The 17,635-nt window shown below is 70.4% G+C and carries 15 protein-coding genes and 1 tRNA gene; 10 read left to right on the top strand and 6 right to left on the bottom strand.

The annotated features are described in order from the left end of the window. On the bottom strand, nucleotides 1-1,014 hold a 1,014-nt coding region (locus AB0C20_RS28015), incomplete at its 3' end, for an NAD-dependent epimerase/dehydratase family protein (RefSeq protein ID WP_357569078.1). Between the two features lie 64 nt (nucleotides 1,015-1,078). Further along, nucleotides 1,079-1,164 (bottom strand) — tRNA-Leu (locus AB0C20_RS28020). Nucleotides 1,165-1,370: 206 nt separating this feature from the next. Between AB0C20_RS28020 and AB0C20_RS28025 the strand changes: the two genes are divergently transcribed. Genes AB0C20_RS28025 through AB0C20_RS28060 form a run of 8 tightly spaced genes read left to right on the top strand, consistent with a single transcriptional unit; the run spans nucleotide 1,371 to nucleotide 11,080 of the window. Further along, nucleotides 1,371-2,159: a DUF3662 and FHA domain-containing protein gene (locus AB0C20_RS28025; RefSeq protein WP_007454122.1), complete on the top strand. Its 789-nt coding sequence runs from the start codon at nucleotides 1,371-1,373 to the stop codon at nucleotides 2,157-2,159. Between the two features lie 6 nt (nucleotides 2,160-2,165). Further along, a complete protein-coding gene (locus AB0C20_RS28030) occupies nucleotides 2,166-2,651 on the top strand; it encodes an FHA domain-containing protein (RefSeq protein ID WP_238687679.1) in 486 nt (161 codons plus the stop codon). Continuing rightward, a complete protein-coding gene (locus AB0C20_RS28035) occupies nucleotides 2,648-4,123 on the top strand; it encodes a PP2C family serine/threonine-protein phosphatase (RefSeq protein WP_238687680.1) in 1,476 nt (491 codons plus the stop codon). Before AB0C20_RS28030 ends, AB0C20_RS28035 begins: the two co-directional genes overlap by 4 nt. A 30-nt stretch (nucleotides 4,124-4,153) precedes the next feature. After that, nucleotides 4,154-5,647, top strand: a complete 1,494-nt coding sequence (locus AB0C20_RS28040; protein WP_266304081.1) for an FtsW/RodA/SpoVE family cell cycle protein — start codon at nucleotides 4,154-4,156, stop codon at nucleotides 5,645-5,647. Further along, nucleotides 5,644-7,149: a penicillin-binding protein 2 gene (locus AB0C20_RS28045; protein WP_330439414.1), complete on the top strand. Its 1,506-nt coding sequence runs from the start codon at nucleotides 5,644-5,646 to the stop codon at nucleotides 7,147-7,149. The genes AB0C20_RS28040 and AB0C20_RS28045 overlap by 4 nt, the downstream gene beginning before the upstream one ends. A gap of 1 nt (nucleotide 7,150) precedes the next feature. After that, nucleotides 7,151-8,551: a serine/threonine-protein kinase gene (locus AB0C20_RS28050; RefSeq protein WP_238687683.1), complete on the top strand. Its 1,401-nt coding sequence runs from the start codon at nucleotides 7,151-7,153 to the stop codon at nucleotides 8,549-8,551. Then, nucleotides 8,548-10,365 (top strand): Stk1 family PASTA domain-containing Ser/Thr kinase, encoded by a 1,818-nt coding sequence (pknB, locus tag AB0C20_RS28055; RefSeq protein ID WP_238687684.1) that lies wholly within the window; start codon nucleotides 8,548-8,550, stop codon nucleotides 10,363-10,365. The genes AB0C20_RS28050 and pknB overlap by 4 nt, the downstream gene beginning before the upstream one ends. Nucleotides 10,366-10,384: 19 nt before the next feature. After that, nucleotides 10,385-11,080 carry an ElyC/SanA/YdcF family protein gene (locus AB0C20_RS28060; RefSeq protein WP_357569079.1) on the top strand — a complete coding sequence of 232 codons (696 nt, stop codon included), beginning with the start codon at nucleotides 10,385-10,387 and terminating at the stop codon, nucleotides 11,078-11,080. Nucleotides 11,081-11,126: 46 nt separating this feature from the next. Here AB0C20_RS28060 and AB0C20_RS28065 read toward each other — a convergent pair whose 3' ends face one another. The 4 genes from AB0C20_RS28065 to AB0C20_RS28080 are packed head-to-tail and all read right to left on the bottom strand — an operon-like array spanning nucleotide 11,127 to nucleotide 14,605. Beyond that, nucleotides 11,127-11,777 (bottom strand): aminodeoxychorismate/anthranilate synthase component II, encoded by a 651-nt coding sequence (locus AB0C20_RS28065; protein WP_357178878.1) that lies wholly within the window; start codon nucleotides 11,775-11,777, stop codon nucleotides 11,127-11,129. A gap of 2 nt (nucleotides 11,778-11,779) precedes the next feature. Then, a complete protein-coding gene (locus tag AB0C20_RS28070) occupies nucleotides 11,780-12,061 on the bottom strand; it encodes a hypothetical protein (RefSeq protein WP_238687886.1) in 282 nt (93 codons plus the stop codon). Between the two features lie 4 nt (nucleotides 12,062-12,065). Next, a complete protein-coding gene (locus AB0C20_RS28075) occupies nucleotides 12,066-13,808 on the bottom strand; it encodes a class E sortase (RefSeq protein WP_357178882.1) in 1,743 nt (580 codons plus the stop codon). Next, a complete protein-coding gene (locus AB0C20_RS28080; protein ID WP_357178885.1) occupies nucleotides 13,805-14,605 on the bottom strand; it encodes a DUF881 domain-containing protein in 801 nt (266 codons plus the stop codon). The genes AB0C20_RS28075 and AB0C20_RS28080 overlap by 4 nt, the downstream gene beginning before the upstream one ends. A 221-nt stretch (nucleotides 14,606-14,826) precedes the next feature. Between AB0C20_RS28080 and AB0C20_RS28085 the strand changes: the two genes are divergently transcribed. After that, on the top strand, nucleotides 14,827-15,093 hold the full coding sequence (locus AB0C20_RS28085; RefSeq protein WP_238687690.1) for a cell division protein CrgA: 267 nt from the start codon (nucleotides 14,827-14,829) through the stop codon (nucleotides 15,091-15,093). A gap of 206 nt (nucleotides 15,094-15,299) precedes the next feature. Then, the gene (locus AB0C20_RS28090; protein ID WP_357179486.1) at nucleotides 15,300-17,498 is read left to right on the top strand and encodes a (Fe-S)-binding protein; all 2,199 of its coding nucleotides are present in this window, start codon (nucleotides 15,300-15,302) and stop codon (nucleotides 17,496-17,498) included. Nucleotides 17,499-17,635 lie beyond the last annotated feature (137 nt).

Raw genomic sequence — 17,635 nt, forward strand, 5'->3', positions numbered from 1 at the left:
CCTGGCCATGCTGCTGACGTACCACTGGTGGTCGCCGGTGCGGTTCTGCTCGACGTAGTTGATCCGCGCCTCGCGGCCGGTGATCTCCTCCGCGATCCGGAACGCCTCGATGTGCGAGGTGTTGGAGTGCCGGCCGCCACCGAGGTTGTAGACCTCGGCGGATCGCGGGGCCCGGAAGAACGCCTCGAACGCGGTCAGCACATCGTGCGAGTGGATCGCGTCCCGCACCATCTTGCCCTTGTAGCCGAAGAGGTTGTACGTCCGGCCCTCCATGACGCAGCGCATCAGATAGGCCAGGAACCCGTGCAGCTCGGCCGCGGAGTGCGCCGGGCCGGTCAGCGTGCCGCCCCGGAAGCAGGCGGTCTTCATGTCGAAGTAACGCCCATACTCCTGGACCATCACGTCCGCGGCGACCTTGGAGGCCCCGAAGACCGAATGCAGCGAGTGGTCGATCGACATCTCTTCGGTGATGCCCTGGTACCAGCGGTGGTCCTCGGGCAGCTCGTACCGGGTCTCCAGCTCGATGAGCGGCAGGCTGTTGGGCCGATCGCCGTACACCTTGTTCGTCGAGCAGTGGATGAACGGTGCGTCGATCGCGTGCCGGCGCGTGTTCTCCAGGATGTTGAGCGTGCCGCCGGCGTTCACGTCGAAGTCCGTGTACGGCTCCTTGGCTGCCCAGTCATGGCTCGGCTGGGCAGCGCTGTGGATCACCACGGCGATGTCCGAGCCGTACTTCTTGAACACCTGCTCCAGGCCGTCCCGGTCCCGGATGTCCACCGCGAAGTGGGTGTACGCGTTGCCCAGGTCACGGCCGAGCCGTTCAAGGCTCCACGAGGTGGAGCCGTCCTCGCCGAAGAAATACCGGCGCATGTCGTTGTCGATGCCGACAACATCCAGACCGAGGCCGGCGAAATGCCGGACCGCCTCGGAGCCGATCAGACCACCCGACCCTGTCACCAACGCGACACTCACACGCCACTCCTGGTCCATCGGAGGCAGAATCCATCGGAGCATAGCGTGACGTCCAGCACGCCCCGATATGACGGAAGGGCCCCGCATGAAGCGGAGCCCTCGTCGTTGGTGGGGATGGGGGGAGTTGAACCCCCACGCCCTTTCGGGCACACGGACCTGAACCGTGCGCGTCTGCCATTCCGCCACATCCCCGTGGCACAACCCGGAACACTCTAGCCGCCCGGCCCCGCTGTCTCCAACGGGCCTCGGGAATACTACGCTGTCCCCGGCGCTCGCCACGAGCGATTACCGTTCGTGGCGGACGAAAGATTAGCACGACAATCCCGGCCCTTCCGAACGGGTCGAGAGCAGCCGGCCGAGCGGCGTGTGAGCTGCGCGCGCGCCGGCCGGATACCATCATGTCCTCGGGACCCGAGGAGGAGCCGGTGAGCGTGCTGCAACGCTTCGAGAAGCGTCTGGAAGGCCTGGTCGAAGGGGCCTTCGCCAAGGTCTTCAAAGGGGTGGTTCACCCCGTGGAGATCCTCAACGCCATGCAGCGGGAGGCCGAGGCGCACAAGGCGATCCTGGCCGGTGGGCGCACGTTGGTGCCCAACCGCTACGTGATCGATCTCTCGCCGTTCGACCACAGTCGGCTGGCGCCGTACGCCGCCGCGCTGGCCCAGGAGTTGGCCCAGTCGCAGGCGGAGTTCATCGGCGAGCAGGCGTGGACGGTCTACGGCGACGTGATCGTCGAGATCGAGCGAGGCGAGGGTCTGGACACGGGCATGTTCCGTGTCACGGCCGAGGTCTACACCGGCGGTGAGGTCGCCCCGGTGTCGGCGCCCGGCTACGACGCCGGCCCGCCCGCCTACCCCGCGTACGACCAGGGCGGTGGCTACGGTCCGCCGCCCGGGCACGGTGGCGGTCGCAACGTGCGGCTGGTCTCCGGCGACGGTCGCACCTACCCCCTCCAGATGGGGTCGACGGTGATCGGTCGCGGCGACCAGGCCAACCTGCGTCTACCCGACGTCGGCATCTCCCGGCGACACGCCCGGCTGGATTTCGACGGGGGCCAGGTCGTGTTGACCGACCTGGGTTCGACCAACGGCACCATGGTGAACGGGCAGCGGGTCTCCGCCGTCGCGCTCAACCCCGGTGACATGGTCCAGCTCGGGACGACGACGCTGACCTTCCGCGTGGACGGCTGACCCGCCTTGCCGGAACTGGTCATCACCGTTGCCCGGTTCGGGTTCCTGATCCTGCTGTGGATCTTCGTGTTCACGGTGGTCGGCGTGATCCGCCGGGACCTCTTCGCGGGCGCCCGGTCCGGTCGTCTGGTGGCCGCGCCACGCGCGGTAGGCGCCTCGACGGGGCAGGCGGCGAAGCCGGCGAAGGTGAAACGGGGCAGAGCGGCGCACCAGCTGGTGGTGACGGCCGGTCAGCTGGCCGGCACCAAAATCACTCTCGGTGAAGCGCAGATCACCATTGGTCGGGCTGAGGACTCCACCCTGGTCATCACCGACGACTACGCCTCAGCGCGACACGCCCGGCTCATGCCGCGTGAGGGGCAGTGGTACGTCGAGGACCTCGGCTCGACTAACGGCACGTACCTCGATCGCGCTAAGGTCTCCGGACCAACCCCCGTCCCCCTCGGCGTGCCGATCCGGATCGGCCGCACTTCCCTCGAATTACGGCCATGACTCTGACCCTGCGCTATGCGGCCCACAGCGACCGCGGTCTGATCCGAGACGGCAATCAAGACTCCGTCTACGCCGGGCCGCGGTTACTCGCCGTTGCCGACGGCATGGGCGGTATGGCCGCCGGTGACGTCGCCAGCAACATCGTCATCGGTGCCATGGCGCCGCTCGACGAGGACGTCCCGGGGGACGCTCTCGTCGATGCGTTGCGTTCGGCCGTGGGCACCGCCAACCAACAACTCCGCGACACGGTGGACGCCAACCCACAGCTGGAGGGGATGGGCACCACGCTGACGGCGACCCTCTTCACCGGCAGCAAGCTGGGGATGGTCCACATTGGCGACTCGCGGGCCTACCTGCTGCGCAATGGCGAGTTCGCGCAGATCACCAAGGACGACACCTACGTCCAGATGCTGGTCGACGAAGGCCGCATCAGCGCCGAGGAGGCGAGCAGTCACCCGCAGCGGTCGCTGCTCACCCGCGCCCTCGACGGTCGGGACATCGACCCGGAATACTCGGTCCGCCAGGTCATGCCCGGCGACCGGTATCTGATCTGCAGCGACGGCCTCTCAGGTGTGGTCAGCGCCGAAACCATCGGCGAGACCCTGCGCGAGTACACCGACCCGCAGCAGTGCGTCGAGCGGCTGGTGCAGCTCGCGCTGCGCGGCGGTGGGCCGGACAACATCACGGTGATCATCGCCGACGCCACGGACCAGGACATCGTCGAGGCGACCCCGATCGTGGGCGGCGCCGCCGCCCGGGACCGCGGCATGGCGACCTCCGCCGACGACTCGACTCCGGCCGCCCGAGCCTCGGCGCTCTCCGCGCCGCGCCCGGCCGCGCCCGAGGAGCCGGCGGCCTCCGACGACGACGCCGACCGGCCGAAGCGACGCCCGGTCCGGACCGCCGCCATGGCGCTGGCCCTGCTGGTGATCGTCGGTGGTGCGGCGTTCGGTGGTTGGACCTACACCCAGCGGCAGTACTACGTGGGAGCCACCGAAGAGGGCCAGGTTGCCGTCTTCCGCGGTGTCCAGGGTCAGATCGCCGGGATGGACCTGTCCAGCGTGCACCGTCGCAGCGGCACCCGCCTGGACGACCTCACCGTCGCCGCACAGGACACCGTCAAGGTCGGTATCCGGGCCAAGAGTGAGCCGGACGCCGAGCGTCAACTCGCCGAGTTGACCAGCGACACGCCGAGCAACCCCAACCTGAAGCCGCTCTGTCCACTCGACCCGACCGCCGCCGGGGTCACCACGCCGACTCCGACGCCGACCCCGGTCGGTTCGACGCCGACCCCGAACGGCAGCCCGAGCGCCAACGCGTCGCCGACCCCCAACGGGGTTGTCAGCGCAAGCCCGACCGTCGGTGCCACCACCGCTCTCGGTGGGGCCGGCGCGACCACCACACCCGACGTCACGCCCTCCGACTCGGCCACACCGGCGCTCGACACGGCCGGCTGCCGGTCTCCTGAGTGAGCGTCGGCTGAGATCCTGAGGACTCCACCCGTGACCGTAGCGGCCACACCGGCACCCTCGCCCGCCACCGCGGGCGAGCAATCCGGCGTACGCCTGGCGCGGTCGCGCCGCAACGCCGAGCTGTACCTGCTGTTGCTCGCGATGGTGCTGGTGGCCGCGTACGGGGCGACCGTCGAGGCGAACCTGCTGGACACTGTCACCTCGGACTTCTGGATGCCGGCCGCCGCGCTCGGCGCGGTCTTCCTCGGCCTGCACCTGGTCATCCGGTTCCTGGCCCCGTTCGCCGACCCGGCGCTGCTGCCGGCGGTGGCCCTGCTCAACGGGCTCGGGGTGGGCTTCCTGCGCCGGATCGACCTGGGCGACGCCCCGGTGGCCGAGCGGGAGAGCCTGGCCGTCTTCGCGGGGCAGGGCGGGCGGCAGCTGGCCTGGACGCTCAGTGCGGTGATCCTCGCCGCCGGCCTGCTCGCGATCATGCGCGACCACCGGTCGATCTCGCGGTACGCGTACACCCTGGGGTTGGCCGGCATCGTGCTGGTGATGATCCCGGCGGTGCTGCCGCCGAGCATCTCCGAGATCAACGGCGCGAAGCTGTGGGTTCGGGTCGGCAGCTTCTCGATCCAGCCGGGTGAGTTCGCCAAGCTGGCGCTGCTGGTCTTCTTCGCCTACTACCTGGTGCGCAAGCGTGAGGTGCTGTCGCTGGCCAGCCGGCGCTTCCTCGGCATCGACTTTCCGCGTGGCCGTGACCTCGGGCCGGTGGTCGGCGTCTGGCTGATCAGCGTCCTGGTGCTGGTCTTCGAGAAGGACCTGGGCACCTCGCTGCTCTACTTCGGCATGTTCGTGGTGACGCTCTACATCGCCACCGAACGGGTCAGTTGGCTGCTGATCGGCCTGGTCCTCTTCTTCGGCGGCGCGTACCTCGCCTATGTCCTCGGCTCGACTGTCGGCGGGCCGTTCGCCAACTTCTACGTGCGGGCGGAGATCTGGCTCGACCCGTTCGCCGACCCGACCAACAAGGGCTACCAACTCGTGCAGGGCCTGCTCGCCCTGGGCACTGGCGGGCTCTTCGGCGCGGGGCCGGGCGGCGGTCAGCCGGAGATCCTGCCCGAGGTGCAGAACGACTTCATCTTCGCCGGCATCGGTGAGGAGATCGGCCTCTTCGGCCTGTCCGCGCTGTTGGTCGTCTACCTGCTGATCGTGGAGCGCGGGCTGCGTGCCGCGCTCGCGGTACGGGACTCGTTCGGCAAGCTGCTCGCCGGCGGTCTGGCGTTCACCCTCGGCCTCCAGGTCTTCGTGATCGTCGGCGGGATCAGCAAGCTCATCCCGCTGACCGGTCAGACCACCCCGTTCCTGTCCGCCGGCGGGTCGTCGTTGATGGCCAACTGGCTGCTCATCGCGGTGCTGCTGCGGGTCTCCGACGGGGCCCGCCGACCGGTGACCGGGGGCAGCGGGGGCAAGGCGGTCCGACCCGGCGGTGGCCCGCCCGAGCAGCTGCACGGTGCTCCCACGGAGGTGATCAAGCCGTGAACGCACCCCTGCGCCGCGTTGGCGTCGTCGTCATGGTCCTGTTCGGTCTGCTCTTCGCCAACCTCAACTGGATCCAGGCCTACAAGGCGGATGAATACCGGACCAGCGACTACAACGGTCGGGTTCAGGTCGCCGAGTACGACCGCAAGCGCGGCAACATCGAGGCTGGTGGCACGGCCGTGGCCACGAGCAAGGAGACCACCGGCAGCCTGAAGTTCCTGCGCACCTACCCCAGCGGCGCCAAGTACGCCCACGTGCTCGGCTACAAGCCGGTCAACCTGGCCGACCAGGGCATCGAGCAGGTGGAGAACGACTTCCTGGCCGGCACCAGCGACCAGCTGATCGGCGACCGGTTGAAGGACATGTTCACCGGCGACGACACCGGCGGCGGCAACGTGCTCCTCACGCTCTCCAAGCGGGCCCAGGACGTGGCGTACGAGCAGCTGGGCAACAACGAGGTGGGTGCGAAGCGGGGCGCGGCGATCGCCATCGACCCGCGTACCGGTGCCATCCAGGCGCTGGTCTCCATGCCGAGCTTCAACCCGAACCCGCTGGCCAGCCATGACACAAAGGAGGCGGCGGCGGCGTACAACAAGCTGGAACAGGACCCGGAAGGTCCGCTGAAGAACCGCGCGCTCGCCGAGACGCTGCCGCCGGGCTCCACCTTCAAGATCGTGGTGGCGGCGGCGGCGCTGGAGAACGGCGTCACCAAGTCCACCCAGATCCCGGCCGGTCCCAGCTACACCGCGCCCACCTCGGGCACCCCGATCCGCAACGCCGATCCGTCGATCTGCCCGACTCGGCAGGTCAGCCTGCTGGAGGCGGTCACCAAGTCGTGCAACACCGGCTTCGCCCAGCTCGGTGTGCGGCTCGGCGCGGAGACCGTCAAGGAGAAGGCCCGCCAGTTCGGTTTCGAGCAGGAGGACCTGACCGTCGGCCAGCTCGGCGAGGGCGGCCTGCCCACGGCGGCCAGTCGAACCGGGACGATGCAGAACCAGGACGGCAGCACCGACCCGGCCGCGCTGGCCCAGTCCTCGATCGGTCAGAACAACGTCCGGATGACGCCCCTCGAAGGCGCCATGATCGCCGGCTCGATCGCCAACAACGGCAGCCAGATGCGGCCGTACCTGGTGCGGCAGCTGCTCGCTCCGGACCGGACCACCAGCTACTACACAGCGAAGGCGCGGGAGCTGCGTCAGCCCGTCGAGCCGCAGGTCGCCACCGACCTGCGCGAGATGATGGTCAGCGTGGTCCAGAACGGCACCGGGCGAAAGGCCGCGATCAACGGCTACACGGTCGGCGGCAAGACCGGCACCGCCCAGTCCGCCCCGGACCGGCCCGACCACGGCTGGTTCATCGGCTTCGCCCTGGACAAGAACGGTAACCCGGTCTCCGCGGTCTGCGTGATGCTGGAGCAGGCCGGCCCCGGTGGCAGCGCCGAGGCGGCTCGGATCGCCGGTCAGATCATGCGGGCCGCCATCGCCGACCCAGGGGGTCGCTGACATGCTCAGCCCCGGCGTGCAGCTCGGCAACCGCTACCGTCTCGACGAGCGGATCGCCAGCGGTGGCATGGGCGACGTCTGGCGCGGCACCGACCAGGTGCTCGGCCGGACGGTCGCGGTGAAGAGCCTGCTGCCCGCCCTGCTCGACGACCCGGACTTCGGTGAGCGGTTCCGCGGCGAGGCCCGCACCATGGCCACCATCAATCATCCCGGCGTGGTGGACGTCTACGACTTCGGCAACGACCAGCAGATCGCCTTCCTGGTCATGGAGTACGTCGAGGGTGACGCCCTGTCGTCCACGTTGAGCCGGGTCGGCCGGCTCACCCCGGCCCGGACGATGGCCCTCGTCGCGCAGGCCGCCGACGCGCTGCACGCCGCGCACGAGAAGGGCATCGTGCACCGCGATGTGAAGCCGGGCAACCTGCTGGTCCGGCCGAACGGCACGCTGGTCCTGACCGACTTCGGCATCGCCCGCTCCGACCTGGTCGGCCAGCTCACCGCCGCCGGTTCGGTGCTCGGCACCGCCTCGTACATCTCGCCGGAGCAGGCCACCGGCGGCGTGGCCACCCCGGCGTCCGACGTGTACGCCCTCGGCGTGGTCGCCTACCAGTGCCTGGCCGGTCGGCGGCCGTTCGAGGGCGACAACCCCCTCGACATCGCGATGCGACACGTCCGGGAGACGCCCCGGCCACTGCCGGCCGACATCCCTCCGCAGGTGCGAGCACTTGTCGAACGGGCGTTGGCAAAGGACCCGGCCGCCCGCTGGCCGAGCGCCGCCGCTCTCGCCGGAGTCGCCCGTCAGCTCAAGGCCACGCTCTCCCAGCAGGCTCGGGCCGGCGCCAACTCCGGGCCGGTGTCCGCGGCGCCCGCCTCACCCGCCGCGCCCGGCCGGGCCCAGGTGCCGCAGGCGCACCAGATGCGTCCACCGGCTGCCCGTCCACCGGTGGCCGGAGCCAGGCCGACCGCTGTCGCACCCGCCCAACAGCCACGCCCCACCGCCGTCGCGCCGGCCGTCCGGCCGCAGGGCGCACCGAACGGCTACCCGCGCGGTGCGGCAGCGGTGCCGTCCGGGCCGCCCCGGCAGGAACACCCGCCGGCGTACGTCCGGCAGGCCGGCCCGGCGACGCCGTCGCCCCAGCCCCAGCGGTCCCGGCCGGGAATGGTGCTTCTCGCCATCCTGCTGGCCGTGCTGGTCCTGCTCTGCTCCGGCGTGATTTCCTACAACCTACGGAAGCAGTCGCAGGCCGGTGTATCGGCCGGGCTGGCGCCGCGCACCGTGGCGTCCGGCGCGCTACGACTCGACCGGCGCGACGATCCGACCCGGACGTCGTACCGTCGAGAGGTACGACTCCAGCCGGGCAACGGCGGGACGACGACGAGCGAAGGACGACAGACGCGATGACAGCGCAGGCCCGCCTGCTCGGTGGCAGGTACCAGGTCGGCGAACTGCTCGGCTATGGCGGCATGGCCGAGGTGCACCGTGGTCGCGACCTCCGGCTCGGTCGGGACGTCGCGATCAAGATGCTCCGCACCGACCTCGCCCGGGACGCGACGTTCCAGATGCGGTTCCGTCGGGAGGCGCAGAACGCCGCCTCGCTCAACCATCCGGCCATCGTGGCGGTCTACGACACCGGCGAGGAGACCGCGCCGACCGGTGAGACGCTGCCGTTCATCGTCATGGAGTTCGTCAACGGACGGACCTTGAAGGAGGTCCTCGGCGCCGAGGGGCGGCTTCAGCCGCGCCGTGCGCTGGAGATCTGCGCCGACATGTGCGCTGCCCTGGAGTTCAGCCACCGGCACGGCATCATCCACCGGGACATCAAGCCCGGCAACGTGATGCTCACCCAGACGGGCCAGGTCAAGGTGATGGACTTCGGCATCGCTCGGGCGTTGGCCAGCGGTGCGACCACCATGACCCAGACCAGCGCGGTCATCGGCACTGCCCAGTATCTTTCACCGGAGCAGGCACGCGGCGAGGCCGTCGACGCGCGCTCCGACGTGTACGCGGCCGGCTGCGTGCTCTTCGAACTGGTCTGCGGGCACCCGCCGTTCGTCGGGGACAGCCCGGTCAGCGTCGCCTACCAGCACGTACGGGAGACGCCGCCGACGCCGAGCGACATCAACCCGGACGTCACCCCGGCCGTCGACGCGATCGTGCTCAAGGCGCTGTCGAAGAACCCGCTGAACCGCTACCAGAGCGCTGGCGAGATGCGGGCCGACCTGCTCCGCGCCGCCGCCGGCCGGCCCGTGCTGGCCACCCCGGTGCTGCGCGAGGCGGAGACGGTGGCGATGGCCCCGGCCGGCGGTGGGGGCGGCTATCCGGCTTCCGGCCGTGGGCCGCAGACCGGGCAGATCCCGGCCCGGGTGGGTGACCCCCGTCAGCGCAAGGCGTCCTCCTGGCTGATCGCGACGTTCAGCGCGGTCGGCGTGCTGGCGGTGATCGCCCTGGTCGCCGCCCTGCTCTGGAACATGCAGAAGGACAACGACCTGAAGTCGGTGCCCACCCTCACCGGCAAGGCCCGGGACGTGGCGATCGCCGAGATCCAGAAAGCCGGTCTGTCCGCACAGGTGGGTGACCCGGTGCTGGCCAGTGACTGCACCGAGGGCACTGTCGTCAAGCAGAACCCGCTGCCGACCACCTCGGTGAAGCAGAACGGCACTGTCACCATTCAGATCTGTGGCGGTAAGCCCGAGGTGCGTGTTCCCGCCGGGCTCAAGGGCAGCAAGCGGGAGAGCGCCATCGCCCGGCTCACCGAGGCGAAGCTCAAGTTCGACGTCAAGACGGTCAACGACGAGGCGAGCCAGGACGAGGTCCTCAGCGTCGACCCGCCCGAGGGTGAGAGCGTTCCCGAAGGTACGCAGGTGAAGCTCACGGTCTCGAAGGGCAACATCCGCGAGGTGCCGGACGTCGTCGGGTTGGGCCAGGAGGAGGCCACCCGCGTCCTCCGGAACGACGGCTTCACTGTCGACGTGCAGAAGGGGCCGGAGGTGCCCGCCGACCAGGCGGGGACGGTCACCGACCAGAGCCCGAACGGCAAGGAGAAGAAGCCCACCGGCACGAGGGTGATCATCAAGGTGAGTCAGCCCGAGCCGGAGACCGACCCGACGCCCTCCGTGACGCCGACGGGCACGCCGACGGGCACGCCGACCACTCCCGGTAACGGGGGCGGCATCGGTCTGCCGTTCCCACCCCCGCCGAGCCGGCCCCAGGACTAGGCCACACCCGGGCATCGGCATGACGCGGGCTGAATCGTCCCCGGTCAGCGCGGTGCGGCGGTGGCCTCGACGCCTCCGCCGGCTGGCCGTCGCGGGTCTCGTCGTGCTGGTGCTCGCCAGCTCCCCGTGGCTGTGGACGACGCTCGCCGCACGCGGCCACCTGTACGCCGCCGCCGACGCGCCGGCCGCCGACGTGGTGATCGTGCTCGGCACCGAGGTGGCGGCCGATCGGCAGCGGCCGGGCGACCGTCTCGCCGGCCGCCTGGACACCGCCGCCGAGTTGGTGACCAGCGGGCGAGCCACAGTGGTCTTGGTGTCGGGCGACGGCGGTGGGGAGTCCGGCGACGAGCCGGCGGTGATGACGACGTACCTCGCCGAGCGCGGTGTCGACAGGCGTCGGGTGGTGGCCGACCCGTTCGGCCTGGACACCTACGACAGCTGCGCGAGAGCCCGCGAGGTGTACGGCGTCGAGCGGGCCCTGATCGTCACCCAGTCCTACCACCTGTCCCGGGCGGTGACGCTGTGCCGGCAGCTCGGCCTCGACGTCGACGGAGTGACCGCTCGCTGCGACGGTTGTGGCGCCGCCCTGCTCGCCGAGAAGTCGGTTCGGGACTACTTCGCCAGTGGCAAGGCGGCCTGGGACGCGGTACGCGACCGACCACCAGCGGTGCGTTCGCCCGCGAGTCCCGCGGTCCAGGACGCGCTGCGGGGCTGACCCGGCCCGCACGGGGTCACGATGATCCGGTGATCGGGCCGCCGCCTCAGGCGGTGGCGAAGGCCGCCCGACGACGGGCGTCCACATCGGCGGCCAGCGCGGGCGCCCGCTCCAGCGCCTCGGGGTGACCGCAACTGGCCAGCCAGTTGGCCAGCATCAGGTGACCGCCCTCGGTGAGCACCGACTCCGGGTGGAACTGGACGCCCTCGATGGGCAGCGTCCGGTGCCGCATCGCCATCACCACGCCGGAGCCGGTCCAGCCGGTGACCTCCAGCTCGTCGGGGAGCGTCTCGGGCAGCACGGCCAGCGAGTGGTACCGGGTGGCGGTGAACGGGTCGGGCAGACCGGCGAGTACGCCGACCGAGTGGTGTCGTACCTCGGAGGTCTTGCCGTGCAGCAGCTCGGGGGCGCGCGTCACCGTCGCCCCGAAGGCCTCGCCGATCGCCTGATGGCCGAGGCAGACGCCGAAGATCGGGAGCTGGCCCGCGTACTCCCGGATGACGTCCAGACAGATGCCGGCCCGGTCCGGGCTGCCCGGCCCGGGCGACAGCAGGATGCCGTCGGCGCCAACAGTGCCCACCTCGGCGACGTCGATCTCGTCGTTGCGGCGGACCTCGCAGTCCACGCCGAGCTGGCCCAGGTACTGCACGAGGTTGAACACGAAGGAGTCGTAGTTGTCGATCACCAGGACGCGCATGGTCACCTGCTCGGGGAGGGGGGCGCGGGGTTGTTCTGGTCGGTGTCGTACGGCAGTTCGTGCTCGTCGCCGGCCGGGGTCTCCCCGGTCACCGGGTCGCCGCCGCCACCCGTCTCGGCGGGCACTCCTGACTCGACCTGCACGTCGTCGAAGGGCAGCAGGGGCTCGGCCCACGGGAAGGCGACGTACCACAGCAGGGCCACAGTGGCAGCCACCAGAAGGACCGAGCCGGTCAACTTTCCTACCACGCCGAACGGCAGCTTGCGCCAGATGAACGCGTACATCGGGTCAGCCTCCCAGCTCCGCCGGCCGGCCCGCGGACTTGGGTTGGGTGCGGTCCAGTTCGGCGTGGATGATCAGGCGCTGGTAGTTGTCGAACTTCGGGTTGCACGTGGTGAGGGTGAGCATCCGCTTGGTCGCCTTCTTGTCCGGTTCGCCGGGCACCGGTGCCACCACCTCGACCTGGGTCGGCCGGACGATCCGGGACTGCGACACCCGGTAGACGTACCAGTCGGTCTTGCTCTCGACCACTATCGGGTCGCCCTCATTCAGCTCGTCCAGCCGCCAGAAGGTGGCCCGGTTGCGGTGGCCGGCGACGGAGAAGTTGCCCACCTGGCCGGGGAGCGCACTGGTCGGGTAGTGGCCGGGGGCGAAGCGAATGTCCTGCTGAGTGACGCCCTCGACGACGACCCAGTTCTTGTCGAGCTTGGGGATGTAGAGGCCGGCGAGCGGCTTTCCGCGTACCGGCGGGGACGGTTTGACGCTCGGGCCGACAGACGGGGCCACCGTCGGGTCGTCGGTCGGGCCCCACGCCTGGGCCAACTGGTTGTTGAGGTCGTTCTGGTGGGCGTCGACGATGGCCGACTTGCCCCAGACCTCGTAGCCGGCGAAGAGCAGGACCACCAGACCGAAGGTGATCAGGATTTCGCCGGTGACGCGGACGCCGGTGCGCAGTCGCGAGCCGAACGACGGTCGGGTCAGCTCGGAGTAGACGCTCTTGTAGCCCTCACCGGTCTGGTGCGGCCGAAGTTGCACCACCCGCTCGCCGCGTCGGGGTTGGGGAGGGTCGGCGGGGTTGGCGGCGGTCGGCTCATCCGGGACGGCGGTGCGGGGGACGGCCCCCATCAACGCTGTCGAATCCATTGTCGGCGGCCTGGTGGCAGGAGTGCCTGGCACTGCCGGAATCAACGCGGTGGCGGCCGGGTCCGCGCCGCGATCCCCGCCAGCGCTCGGCGGGACCCGGCTCGGCCCGGTCGGCGGGACCCGGCTCGGCCCGGTCGACACGAAGCCTTCCGGCCCGGCCGCTGCGACGCGCTCGGGGGCGGCCGGTGAGACCGGGGTGGCCGGGGAGCCGGTGGGTCGGCCGGGACGGGCGGTGACCTGCGGAATGTACGCGGTCGGCGAGTCGGCAAGCGGCGGCGTCGAGGGCCCGGAGGAGACAGGCCGGCTCGGTGTACCGGGGGCCGCCGGCCGGGTCGGCATCGGCATCCCGCCGGGCGTGGCCGGGCGGGTCGGTGCGGTGCCGGGTGGGTTGCCTGCGCCCGGCGGGCGGGTCGGCGCGGTGCCGGGCGCGGTCGGTCGGGTGGACGCGGCGCTGGGTGCGGGGGGTCGGGTCGGGGCGTTGCCGGGGGCAGCGGGCCGAACCGGGCCCTGGTTGCTGGCGGTCGGTCGGCCGGGGGTGGTCGCGGGGGGAACCCCGGCGCTGCCGTGCGAGCCCGGCCCGGCAGCCGCGCTGCCCGGCCACGGCGGCGGCGCTTCGGCACCCGGGCGGCCCGGGGTCCCGGGCGGCTCGGGTCGAGTGACGCTCGGCGGCGGCTGCTCGGCGTGCGGCGGCTGCTGGGCTCGCGGCGGCTGCTCGGGTCGCGGCGGCTGCTCAGCGCGCGGCGGTTGCAGCACCGGCTCGGGCCAGTTGCTGGCCGGGGTCGGTCGGCCCGGTGCCGACTCGGGCCGGTCGAACTTGGGCAGAAAGGCTGTCGGCTCGTCGGTCTGGTCCCGGTGTCGCCCGTCGCGTCGTTCGTCCGGCCCGCTCACTTGGGCACCGTAGCCGAGCGCAGGGCGGTGGAATCCTCGAATGCGGGAACTCGCACAGTGGAGGCCGTCTCGCTGTAGCCAAGCTGGTAGTCGTCGACCGCGTCCTTGAACAACCGGACTCCCTGAGAGCTGGCGAGGGCCTGCTGGAGGGCAGCGGGATCGCCGATCGCTACGATCTTGAACGGTGGGGAGTACACCCGGCCGTGCAGTAGCAGGGTGTTACCGACGCAGCGTACCGCGCTGGTGGTGAGCACGCGGACATTCATGATTGACATGGCCTCGGCTCCGCCGGCCCAGAGCGCGTTGACCACCGCCTGCACGTCCCCCTGATGCACCACCAGGTCGTCGTTGCTGGCGTCCGACTGCGTCTGCTCGAGTTGGGGCGCGTCGTTCAGCTCGACTGTGACCCCGGGCCCGCTGAGGGCGGTGAACCCGGCGTTCTGGAGGCTGCCCTGGGCGCGATTCTGTTGAGCCTTGATCGGGGCGTCCGACCCGGCCAGGGTGTTGGTCCGTTGCTCGACCTCGCCGCGCAGCGTGGCGGCGCGGCGCTCGCTGGCGGCGACCTGTTCGCGGCGGTCCTCGATGAGTTGGTTGAGCTGGGGGCGCCGGTCCTCTCGGAGAGCGGTGCCGCCCGCGGTGGTCGCGGTGGTGGTGAAGAGCAACCCGGCCGCCGCGGCGATCAGGGGCACCCCGATCGACCAGCCCGGACGGCGTTGGCGCGGTCGCCGGGGCAGCAGCCCGGCGGCGGCCCGTCGGAGGACCTTCTGCCAGGAGGTTGCGCCGGATGTGTACTCCACCGAGCGTTCCTTCCGCGTGTCGGGGATCGGTCCGTGCCGGCTGGGCCGGTGATGCGAACAGTCCCGCCTCTTTCGGTCACTCCGTGCACCGGCCTGACCCCATTCGTGGTCCAGGCGGCCAATCGGGACTACGCTAGCTCTCGAACATTATTGGCCATGGACCGTCGCCCCCGCGCCCGGTTGTCAGGCCGGACGAGGTCGTCACCCCTCTGGAGAGCGCCGTGCCCAAGTCTCAGGTCCGTAAGAAGAAGGTGTACACCCCGCCGACGGACGTACGTCCGACGACGACGACGTCTTCGTCGCGCAAGCCTAGCCCGGTGTGGTTGCCGATCACCGCGGTCGCCTTGATCGTCGTCGGGATCGGCTGGCTGGTGCTCTACTACCTGTCCGAGCAGGAGTACCCGGTCATGGCGTGGGGTTACTGGAACCTCGCCGTCGGCTTCGGTGCGATGGTCGCCTCGCTGGGGTTGCTCTCTCGCTGGCGCTGATCCGAGCGGACCGTCGCGTCGGCGGTCCCACGTCACCCCGTCGAGCCCCTGCCCAGCAGGATCGGGTGGGGCCCCCTATGGTGTGCGCAGGCAGCGCGGCCTACTGCGAGATGACTCACGTTACCGCTGGGTAACCTTCGCGTAGGCTGCACTGCATGACCGAGCACAGCGAGGTCATCAGGCAGCAGACCGGGGAGGCCAACTCGATGGGCAGCGTCCAGATCGTCACCACGATCCTCGCGGCCGCCATCACCGCCGTGGCGGTGTGGCTTGCGGTGCGTGCGGTCCTGAAGATGGTGGCAGTCATCCGGCTCGGGCAACCCGCGCCGGAGCGGTTCTCCGACAAGGTCGCCCGCGCCAGGACGATGCTGGTGGAGACGGCCGGCCACACCCGGATGCTCAAGTGGGGCGTGGTGGGCGCCGCGCACTGGTTCGTGATGGTCGGCTTCGTCGTGCTGTCGCTACTGGTGCTCGAGGCGTACTTCGAGGTGGGCACCACCGACGGCGGTCTGCCGATCATCGGGCACTGGACGATCTTCGGTCTGGTCACCGAGATCATCGGGGTGCTGAGTCTGGTCGGCATCCTGGTGCTGATGGCGATCCGGCTGCGCAACCGGCCGACCCGCCCGGGCGGGCGGTCCCGGTTCACCGGCTCGACCATGTGGCAGGGCTACTTCGTCGAGTGGATCGTGCTGCTGGTCCTGATCTTCGGCTTCGTGATCCGGGGCTTCAAGGTCGCCACCGACCACTTCGAGTTCCCGTTCTGGGCCACTCCGGTCAGCCACGCGGTTGGTGCGGTGCTGCCCGACTGGGCGGACGGCGTCAGCGTCGCCGCGGCCATCAAGATCATTATTTCGATGACGTGGCTGATCGTCATCTCCCTGAACGTCACGATGGGCGTCGCCTGGCACCGCTTCCTGGCGTTCCCCAACATCTTCTTCAAGCGGGAGCCGGCCAGGCCGGCCGGCTCCGGTCTCGGCGCGCTGCGCCCGATGACGAGCCAGGGCAAGCCGCTCGACTTCGAGGAGGCGGACCCGGAGAAGGACCAGTTCGGCGTCGCCCACGTCGAGCAGTTCAGCTGGAAGGGCCTCCTGGATTTCAGCACCTGCACCGAGTGCGGCCGCTGCCAGTCGCAGTGCCCGGCCTGGAACACCGGTAAGCCCCTCTCGCCCAAGCTGCTCATCCTGAGTTTGCGCGACCACGCGTACGCGAAGGCGCCCTACCTGCTGGCCGGTGGCGGCAAGGACCTGACCGGCGAGGAGAAGGCCACTCAGGCACAGCTGGCCCACCTGGACGTGCTGGCCCTCGCCGAGGCCGACAAGCCGTTGATCGGCACCGCCGAGGAGGGCGGTGTCATCGACCCGGACGTGCTCTGGTCCTGCACCACCTGCGGCGCCTGCGTCGAGCAGTGCCCGGTGGACATCGAACACGTCGACCACATCGTCGACATGCGCCGCTACCAGGTGCTGATCGAGTCGAGCTTCCCCTCCGAGGCTGGCGTGATGCTGCGCAACCTGGAGAACAAGGGCAACCCGTGGGGCGCCCCGCAAAACACCCGCGAGGACTGGACCAAGGGCCTGGACTTCGAGGTGCCCCGGGTCGGCGAGGTGGACGACTTCGAGTACCTGTTCTGGGTCGGCTGCGCCGGCGCGTTCGAGGATCGGGCCAAGAAGACCACTCGCGCGGTCGCCACGCTGCTCAACGAGGCGGGCGTGAAGTTCGCGATCCTCGGCGAGGGCGAGACCTGCTCCGGCGACCCGGCACGACGGATCGGCAACGAGTTCGTCTTCCAGATGCTCGCCCAGCAGAACGTCGAGACGCTGAACGAGGCGTTCGAGGGCCGGGACAAGACCAAGCGCAAGATCGTCGCTACCTGCCCGCACTGCTTCAACACCCTGGGCAACGAGTACGGGCAGCTCGGCGGGGAGTTCGAGGTGGTCCACCACACCCAACTGCTCGCGCACCTGGTCGCCACCGGCAAGCTCACGCCGGTGCAGCCGGTCGACGGCGGCGTCACCTACCACGACCCCTGCTACCTGGGTCGGCACAACCGCGTCTTCGCGGCCCCCCGGGAGGTCCTCGGCGACGCCATCGCTGGCGACCTGACCGAGATGCCGCGCAACAGCGAACGCTCCTTCTGCTGCGGCGCGGGCGGCGCCCGGATGTGGATGGAGGAGAAGATCGGCAAGCGGATCAACGTGGACCGCGTCGAGGAGGCCATGGCGACCGGGGCGAAGACGGTGGCTGTCGGCTGCCCGTTCTGCTCGACCATGCTCAGCGACGGGGTCAACGGCAAGGGCGCCGGCGAACAGGTCGAGGTGATCGACGTGGCCACCGTACTGCTCCGCTCGGTCAAGCCCGAGCAGCCGCAGGGCGGCAAGGAGACCGCTCCGATCGGCGGCTGAGACGCGTACACCAGGGTTTTGAACATCGACGGCGGCGGCCCCTGCCTCACTCATCGTCTCTCCTCGCTTCGCTTCGCTTCGTCTCGGCACCACCGGGCCGGGCCGGCGGCGGGCACAAAAAAGCCCCTCGCGCAGGA

Origin of the sequence: Micromonospora sp. NPDC048843, assembly GCF_040649965.1 — a bacterium.
Taxonomy (GTDB): domain Bacteria; phylum Actinomycetota; class Actinomycetes; order Mycobacteriales; family Micromonosporaceae; genus Micromonospora; species Micromonospora hortensis.